Origin of the sequence: Stenotrophomonas sp. 3diitr2024 (assembly GCF_042136455.1) — a bacterium.
Classification (GTDB): Bacteria; Pseudomonadota; Gammaproteobacteria; order Xanthomonadales; family Xanthomonadaceae; genus Stenotrophomonas; species Stenotrophomonas sepilia.
Genome location: NZ_JBHHMJ010000247.1, coordinates 1 through 6,801, shown reverse-complemented (window position 1 = coordinate 6,801; position 6,801 = coordinate 1). Strand labels below are relative to the sequence as shown.

The following is a 6,801-nucleotide window of genomic DNA, read 5'->3' as shown; positions in this document are numbered from 1 at the left end:
AGATCGGTGCAGTGGGCAAGGCCCAGCTGGCCGGCCTGCTGGACAAGGCCCTGGCCTGATCCTGCCGGCGGGCGCACCACGCCCATGATGAATGCTGTTCCCGGCGACCCTTGCATGGCGCCGCAGGCCGATGATAGTGTCGGCATATCCGGCCGCGTTCGCGTGCCGCACCCTCTGGACGCAGTTTCTTCCAGACCCATTCCCAACGTTCGCCGCCCCAGCCGGGCGCTCGCACCGTCAAGCGAGGAATAACGCTCTTGTCCGATAACACTTCCGAAACCGGCAGCGCTGATGCGCCCGCCGAAAAGCGCGTGCGCAAGCCCCGCGTGAGCAAGGCCGCCGCCCCGGCAGCCGCAGAAACCAGCGCCGCTCCGGCGCAGCCGACCCTGCCGCTGGCCGCCGCGCCCGAAGCACCGGCGCCGGCCGCAGCACCTGCGCCGAGCGCGCCCGCCGCCGAGGCCCCTGCCAGCAGTGGCGGTGGCGAGGGTGGCGAGGGCCGCGAATCCGGCCAGCCGCGGCAGCAGAATCACCAGGGGGGTGGCCAGAACCAGGGCCAGAACCCGTACAACCAGAACGGCCAGCAGGGCCAGGGGCAAGGTCAGGGCAACCGACGCGACCGCTTCCGCAACCGCCGCGACCGTGACCGCAACAACCGCTTCCGCGACGATGGCATGTCCAATGACGGCGGCGAACAGCAGCCGTTCGTGCCGCGCCCGCACGCCAACGTGCCCGAGGGCTTCCCGGTCTACTCGCTGAGCGACCTCAAGCGCATGCCGGCACAGAAGCTGCTGGAAATCGCCGAGCAGCTGCAGATCTCCGAAGGCGTGGCCCGTGCCCGCAAGCAGGACGTGATCTTCGCCCTGCTGAAGGTGCTGACCCGCCACGGTGACGGCGTCGCCGCCGATGGTGTGCTGGAAATCCTGCCGGATGGCTTCGGTTTCCTGCGCGCTGCCGAAGCCAGCTATCTGGCCGGCCCGGACGACACCTACATCTCGCCCAGCCAGATCCGCCGCTTCAACCTGCGCACCGGCGACCACATCTCTGGCCGCATCCGCTTCCCGAAGGACGGCGAGCGCTACTTCGCGCTGAACATCGTCGACACCATCAACGGCGAGCCGATCGAAGCGTCGAAGAACAAGGTGCTGTTCGAGAACCTGACCGCACTGTTCCCGCGCCGCCGCTTCACCCTTGAGCGTGGCAACGGTTCGTCGGAAGACATCACCGGCCGCATCCTCGATCTGATGGCGCCGCAGGGCAAGGGCCAGCGCTCGCTCATCGTGTCGCAGCCGAAGGCCGGCAAGACGATGATGATGCAGCAGGTCGCCACCGCCATCACCACCAACCATCCGGACGTGCACCTGATCGTGCTGCTGATCGACGAGCGCCCGGAAGAAGTGACCGAAATGCAGCGCACCGTGCGCGGCGAGGTCATCAGCTCGACCTTCGACGAGCCGGCCGCGCGCCACGTGCAGGTGGCCGAAATGGTCATCGAGCGCGCCAAGCGCCTGGTCGAGCACAAGAAGGATGTGGTGATCCTGCTCGACTCGATCACCCGCCTGGCCCGCGCCTACAACAACGTGGTGCCGAGCTCGGGCAAGGTGCTGACCGGTGGTGTGGACGCCAACGCCCTGCACCGCCCGAAGCGCTTCTTCGGTGCCGCGCGCAACGTGGAAGAAGGCGGCAGCCTGACCATCATCGCCACCGCGCTGGTCGACACCGGCTCGAAGATGGACGAGGTGATCTACGAAGAGTTCAAGGGCACCGGCAACAGCGAAGTGCACCTGAGCCGTCGTATCGCTGAAAAGCGCGTGTTCCCGGCCATCGACATCAACCGTTCCGGTACCCGCCGCGAAGACCTGCTGATCGAACCGGAACTGCTGCAGAAGATCTGGATCCTGCGCAAGCTGCTGCATCCGATGGATGAAATGGCCGCGATGGAATTCCTGCTGGACAAGATGAAGAACACCAAGTCCAACGACGAGTTCTTCGGTTCGATGAAGCGCTGATCCACGCTATTGCATTGAAGAGAACCTGCCGCCCACTGCGGCAGGTTTTTTTTTGCCTGCAGGGCGACCTGTTTCACTTTGCCGCCGCTGACTTTTGGCGATAATTCGCCCCATACCCTGCCCGGCCCCAAGGGCGTGGCCACCGATTCCCGCTGTCGCCCCTTCCGGAGAACCGGTCGGGTCCAGCCTCCTGCCGGATCCGTCGACGCATGCGAACGCTGTCCCCCCGCCTCAACCTGGGCAAGCTGATCCTCGCCCTGGCCCTGCTCAGCGCCATCATCGCCCTGGCCAATACCCTGCTGGCCAGTTACCGCGTGCAGCGCGACCAGCTGGTCGGCAACACGCTGGAGGCCAACCGCGTCTATGCCACCAAACTGGCCGAGACCACCCAGAATTTCCTGCTGGCCGCGCAGCAGGAGCTGGCCTACGCCGCCACCCGGCTCGGCCAGAATGATCTCGATCCGGCACAGGCCCAGGATGAAGCCAGCCGGCTGCAGCTGCAGACCAACAGCTTCAACTCCTCGCTGGTGGTCGACGCCGACGGCCTGGTGATCGCCACCTCGCCGCAGACCCTGCAGCTGCAGGGCGAGATCCTGCACAGCGCCGGCAACAACGCCGCACTGGCCGCGCGCCAGCCGATGATCAGCGATCCCTACCAGTCGACCACCGGCAAGCTGCTGGTCTCGCTGTCGCACCCGATCTTCGATCGCCAGGGCCGCTATCGCGGCTACGTCAGCGGCACCCTCTACCTGCGCCAGCGCAGTGCGCTGCACACGCTGCTGGGCAAGCACTACTACCGCGACGGCTCGTACCTGTACGTGGTGGACCGCAATGGCCGCCTGCTGTACCACGCCGATGGCAAGCGGGTCGGCGACTACGTGGTCGGCAACCCGGCGGTGAAGGCAGTCGTGCGCGGTGAACGCGGTGCGCAGCAGGTCCGCAACAACCTGGGCGTATCGATGCTGGCCGGCTATGCACCGGTGCCGGCCACCGGCTGGGGCATCATCGCCCAGCGGCCGACCGAGGCCACGCTGCAGCCATTGTCACGGTTGATGACCGCGGTGATCTGGAATGCGATCCCGCTCGGCCTGCTGTCACTGCTGGTCACCTGGTGGTTCGCCCGTCGCATCTCGATGCCGCTGTGGCAGCTGGCGCGAAACGTGCAGGGTGGCGAGGACACCGGCAACGCGATCAGCCACGTCAGCGGCATCCGTGCCTGGTACTTCGAGGTGGCCCAGCTCAAGCAGGCCGTGCTGCACAGCTTCAACGCGCTGCAGGACCGCATCGGCACGCTCAGCCGCGCCAACCGTACCGATCCGCTGACCGGCCTGCTCAATCGCCGCGGCCTGCAGCAGGCGCTGGATGCGCTGCAGGTGCAGGGCATTCCGTTCGCGATCCTGGCGCTGGACATCGATCGCTTCAAATCGATCAACGACAGCCATGGCCATGACGTCGGCGACGCCGCCATCGTCCATATCGCCGACCAGATGCGCCGCTACTCGCGCGACAGCGACATCCTCTGCCGTGCCGGCGGCGAGGAATTCCTGCTGCTGTTGCCGGGCATCAGCACCGACTCTGCGCGCCAGGCCGGCGAGCGCCTGCGCCAGCACATCGCCGATCATCCGTTCGAGCCGGTCGGCACCATCACCGTGTCACTGGGCGTGGCCCACTTCCCCAGCTTCCACGTCGATGCCGAGCAGGCACTGCGGCTGGCCGACAAGGCCCTGTACATGGCCAAGGAACAAGGCCGCAACCGGGTGGTGGTCTACCCGTACGCGGACTGAAAAGCGGCCGGCCTGGCCGACCGCTTCACCGCGCCGGGCTCAGCGTTGCGCCAACGGTGTCAGCAGGCGCAGGCCGCGCTGGGTGCCATCGACCATGTACACGCCCCCGGCCGGCAGCAGATCACTGCCCGCCTGTTCGACGGCATCCGGCTTGCGCCACGGTGCGGCCTGGCGTGGGCCGGGGATGTAGGCACGCCAGCGGCCATAGCGCTCCGGCTGGGCATTGCCGTTGCTGCCGGTGTCGCTGTTCAGGGCGAAGTTCACCGGCACGCGTACGGTCCAGAAGTCGCGCGTGCTGTTCTCGCCGGTCGTGGGCGGGACGAAGGTCCACTTTCGGGCGCCGCTGATGCTGGCCTTGGCGAGCAGGTCGCGCATCTTGGCCAGGGTCCGCTCCGGCGCGACCACGGTCATGTTCACCTGTTCGGCAATGACGTCGGCCACGGTCCCGTCGCGGGCCACTTTGACCAGCAGGAGCACATCACCCTGCCCGCCACTGCGGAAGACATCCTCGGGGTAGCGCGGTGGCGGCATGTTCTTCCGGGTCACCGAATCGGTAGCCTTCGGGTCATACTCACTGAAGTCGACACTGGTCATGCTGACCTGGTAGCTGCCGTCGTCCTGCTCCTTGCCACGCAGGCGCACCCGCAGTGGTGCGTGGACCGCCACCGGCTTGCCATCGCGCAGCGTCGGCTCGAACTGCCATCCACGGATGGTGCCTTCCACGAACGATGCAATACCCGGTGCGAGCATCGCCTGCTGGTCCAGGACCAGCGCGCTGACCGAGCCGTCGGCCGCCACATCGATACTGCCCGACAGCGCCATGCTCATCTCGGCGGTGGCGCGCACGGCGCGCGCGTTCTGGGCGACGGCCTCGGATGGCAGCAGCGGGGCACCTGCGGAGAACGCCAGGGCCAGCGCAAGGAACAGGGGGGAACGCATCATTGCCGGATCCATGGTGATGAAGTGAGCACCGAGCGTACCGCAGTCCTGACCGGACCGGCACGTGCTTCACGCCACGCCGTTCAGGCCAGGCGATGGGCCGCCGCGTAGGGCGGCGTATCCGGATAGTTCCCCTCGGCGAAGCGCGCCTGCAGGTCCTGCCACCACGCCGGATCGAACAGGTGCCGGTAGTGCTCCCTCACCGCCGCCAGTTCGCTGGCGGGCAGCCCCATGAACGGGCCGAAGCGCTCGGGAAACACGTCGCGTGGACCGACATGGAACCAGGGTTCATCGGCCATGGCTTCCTCCGGCGTACGCGGCTGCGGCCATGCGCGGAACACGCAGTCGCTGACCAGGCACAGCTCGTCGTAGTCGTAGAACACGGCCCGGCCATGTCGCGATACGCCGAAGTTCTTCGGCAGCATGTCGCCGGGGAAGATGTTGTTGCGCGCCATGTCGGTGATCGCCTGCGCATAGTCGAGTACCGCTGCGCGCACCGCCTCGCCACCCTGCTCGCGCAGGTACAGATTCAATGGCCGGAAACGGCGCTGCACGTAGCACAGTGCGACTTCCACATGGTCGCCATCGACCCGCACGGTCTGCGCGCATTGCTGCAGCAACTCCTCCAGCAAGGCCGGTGCGAAGCGATCGCGCGGGAAGCGCAGGTGGCGATACGGCTGCGCATCGAGCAGGCGGCCGACACGGTCGAGGTTGAACACCAGCGCGTACTTCTCTTCCACCTGCCGCCGCGACATCGCCTTGGGCCAGGCGAAGCGGTCGCGGATCAGCTTGAACACCAGCGGATAGCTGGGCAGGGTGAACACCGCCATGACCATGCCCGGCGTGCCTTCGGCGGGCACCAGCCGCTCCTGCGGATGTTCGTTGAAGTGGCGGAAGAAGGTGCGGTAGCGCTCGGTCTTGCCTTGCTTGGCACGGCCCAGCACGGTGTAGATCTCATCGATGGGCTTGCCCGGCAGCAGGCTGCGCAGGAACACCACCGCATCGCCCACCGTGGCTAGGTCGGCCTGGAAATAGCTGCGAGACACGCCGAACAGATGGGCGACGTCGCGGCGCCGGGTCAGCACCGCGTCGGCACGCAGTCCACGCTCATCGTTGACCAGTGCGATCACGCAGGGTGAGAAGCGGTGCTCGCCGAACACGCGGCCCACCAGATAGGCGCGGCGCTCGCGATAGAACACGGTGTCGAGCAGCTCGATGCTGCGCACCGGCGTATCGCCCCAGTGGGCCAGATCGTCCTGCAGGCGCACGGCGATGGCCGCCGCGCAGCGCAGCTGGTGCGCATACGGAATGTCGAAGCGGTAATCGGCCAGCACGCGCTGCAGGGCCTCCACCGGCCGCGTCGGTGAAACCGCGTAGGTATGCCGCGCGACCGGATGGGTGATCGCATCGGACGGCTCGACGTCAAAGGCGATGAACTCCAGCGCCGGGTCCACGCCACGGGTGGAGAACAAGCGCCGCGACAGCGTGTTGTAGAAGGTCTTGTATAGTTCGGCATCGATCAGCCCCCGCAGCAATGCGCTGTAGCGTGCATGCACCTGCAGCCACAATGCGCGCTCCCCGATTGCTTCGCCGGCAAGGCGCCGCAGTGCATCCATCTGTTCGGCAATGCACAGGTCGTACAACGCGATGCGCTCGACTGCATCCTGGCGCGCAGCCGCCCAGTCGCGCTGCTCGAAACGCTGCCGCGCACGAGCGGTGATCGCCGCAAAGCGGGCGTGGTACTGCTCGAAGCCAGCGTGGATGGCGCCAGCGATGCGCGACGCCAGCTCGGCATCGATATCAGGCTCGGACATGCAGGACTCAGCCGGGAGGACCGGCTTCACCATACGCTGGCGTGTGCAATGGCGTCGAGTGCGAAGGTAGTGCCGGCCGCTGGCCGGCAGCACCTGGACCGTCGATGGATCGATGCAGACGCCGGCCAACTATCGGCGGCAGGTCAACAACAAACGGCGCGAACGGCCGCTGTTGTCGTCGGTGGCGGGCAGCCTGCGCGGGCTGCAACCGGCGCCTGGCATGCAGATGCCGCGCAGCGCGGCCTGAAGCCGGCGTTG

General features: G+C 67.0%; 4 protein-coding genes and 1 pseudogene. 3 read left to right on the top strand and 2 right to left on the bottom strand.

Annotated features, from left to right (window positions below):
• The first annotated feature begins 257 nt into the window (after nt 1-257).
• Nucleotides 258-2,006: a transcription termination factor Rho gene (gene rho / locus ABGA94_RS05700; protein ID WP_053498291.1), complete on the top strand. Its 1,749-nt coding sequence runs from the start codon at nt 258-260 to the stop codon at nt 2,004-2,006.
• Nucleotides 2,007-2,215: 209 nt separating this feature from the next.
• Nucleotides 2,216-3,790 (top strand): sensor domain-containing diguanylate cyclase, encoded by a 1,575-nt coding sequence (locus ABGA94_RS05695; RefSeq protein WP_005419756.1) that lies wholly within the window; start codon nt 2,216-2,218, stop codon nt 3,788-3,790.
• Between the two features lie 39 nt (nt 3,791-3,829).
• On the opposite strand, the gene ABGA94_RS05690 is transcribed toward ABGA94_RS05695, so the two are convergent.
• Entirely contained in the window at nt 3,830-4,732 is a 903-nt protein-coding gene (locus ABGA94_RS05690; RefSeq protein ID WP_138952281.1) for an energy transducer TonB, read from the bottom strand.
• A gap of 80 nt (nt 4,733-4,812) precedes the next feature.
• The gene (aceK, locus tag ABGA94_RS05685) at nt 4,813-6,543 is read right to left on the bottom strand and encodes a bifunctional isocitrate dehydrogenase kinase/phosphatase (protein ID WP_005419759.1); all 1,731 of its coding nucleotides are present in this window, start codon (nt 6,541-6,543) and stop codon (nt 4,813-4,815) included.
• 118 nt (nt 6,544-6,661) lie between these two features.
• On the opposite strand from aceK, the pseudogene ABGA94_RS05680 reads away from it, so the two are divergent.
• A pseudogene (locus ABGA94_RS05680) lies at nt 6,662-6,790 on the top strand (AraC family transcriptional regulator); the annotation flags it as partial.
• Nucleotides 6,791-6,801 lie beyond the last annotated feature (11 nt).